The organism is Streptomyces sp. NPDC046335 (genome assembly GCF_055587985.1).
The window spans coordinates 1-1,545 of sequence record NZ_JBVJFF010000053.1 but is presented as its reverse complement, the minus strand read 5'-3'; the positions used below and the strand labels follow the sequence as shown (position 1 = coordinate 1,545).

1 protein-coding gene is annotated in these 1,545 nt (G+C 68.5%); it reads left to right on the top strand.

The genetic code is table 11. The annotated features are described in order from the left end of the window. Positions 1–130 precede the first annotated feature (130 nt). Positions 131–1,486, top strand: coding sequence for an IS21 family transposase (gene istA, locus ACZ6JY_RS40790; protein WP_469204659.1), 1,356 nt, complete (start codon positions 131–133; stop codon positions 1,484–1,486). Positions 1,487–1,545 lie beyond the last annotated feature (59 nt).

Genomic DNA, 1,545 nt, shown 5'->3' with positions numbered 1-1,545 from the left:
CGGTGAGGTTGGTGTCGCGCGAGTCTTCTGTCGTCCTGTTCGGGGTCGGTGGAGGGCGGCGAGAGTGGTCTTGGATCCGCATCGCTGGTTGGAGTTGAGGCGGGTTCGCGGCCTGTACGAGTCCGGTGCGATGAGCCTGCGGGAGATCGCGAAGGAGACCGGGCTGAACCGGCGCACGGTCGCCAAGTACCTGTCGGGCGAGACTCCGGTCGTGCCACCACGAAGGGCTCCCAACGGGCAGCCATACCGGCGGATCGTGGATGAGTTCGCGCCGTTGATCGACGCGATGCTGCGGGCCGAGATCCTGCTCAAAGGGGCCGTGATCCACGAGCGCCTGGTGGCCGAGTACGGGTTCACCGGCAGCTACCAGCGGATCAAGATGTACTTGCAGGAAGCCAGACCCCGCATCGCGGAGGAACTGGGCATCAGCCCGAGCGAGCTGGCCGGCCTCCACCGCAGGTTCGAGGTAGTCCCGGGGGCCCAGGCCCAGGTCGACTGGGGTGACGAGGGAAAGATCCTCGTTCACGTCGGAATCCCGAAGGTCTACTCGTTCCACATGACCTTGTCCTACTCGCGCGATCCGTTCTGCTGCTTCACCACCAGCCAGGACCTGGCCACCTTCTTCGACTGCCACCGCCAGGCGTTCGCCCACTTCGGCGGTGTCCCGATGTCGATCGTCTACGACCGCACCACAACGGTGGTCCGCCGGCATGTCGCACCAGGTGAAGCCGTTCCGCTACATCCGGAGGCCGTCGCCTTCGCTGGGCACTATGACTTCGACCCCGACGTACTGGCCGCCTACCGGCCCACGGGCAAAGGCCGGGTCGAGCGACAGGTGCTGATCGTCCGCGACCACGTCCTGGCCGGCCGGGCCTTCTCCTCGGTCGAAGAACTCAACGCCGCGTTTACCGCCTGGGTGCCGCTGCGGCGGGCAAAGGTCCACGGCACCCACGGCGAGGTCATCGGTCTCAGGGCGATCCGCGACCACGTCGCCCTCCGCCCGCTGCCGCAGACGCCCTATGTGGTCACTCAGCGGCATCTCCGCCACGTCGGCAAGGACTGCCTGGTCGCCTTCGACGCCAATCTCTACTCGGTGCCGGCCCGCAAGGTCCGCCCCCGTCAGCTGGTCGAAGTCAGGGCCACGAAGTTCCAGGTCATGCTGCATGCCACCGGCCCCGACCGCACGGGCGAGACCCTGCTGGCCGTCCATCCCCGGGCGGTTGGCCGAGGCGCCCGGATCGTGGATGAGAAGCACTGGGACGGCCTGCCCACAGGCGCCGGCCACCGCGTCACCACCGGTGAGGGGAGCCTGCCGCGGCCCCGCCGCCGCGACGCCTCGGCCTCGCAGGCAGGGCCGCTGGCGGCACTGCTGAACCGGGCCGCGGTCACCCAGGTCGAGGTCGGCCGCCGGCCTTTGTCGGTCTATGACGAGCTGACCGGCACCCGCCCCTTCACCACCAAGCCGAGCACGAAGGAATCGTCTTGAGCGAGCTGGTCTCCACCCGCATCCGCAACACGGCCGGCAAGCTGGGACTGCCCCACCTG

Excerpts from the sequence above, each read along its gene's own strand:
- istA (WP_469204659.1), top strand. The coding sequence starts at position 131 with ATGAGCCTGCGGGAGATCGCGAAGGAGACCGGGCTGAACCGGCGCACG.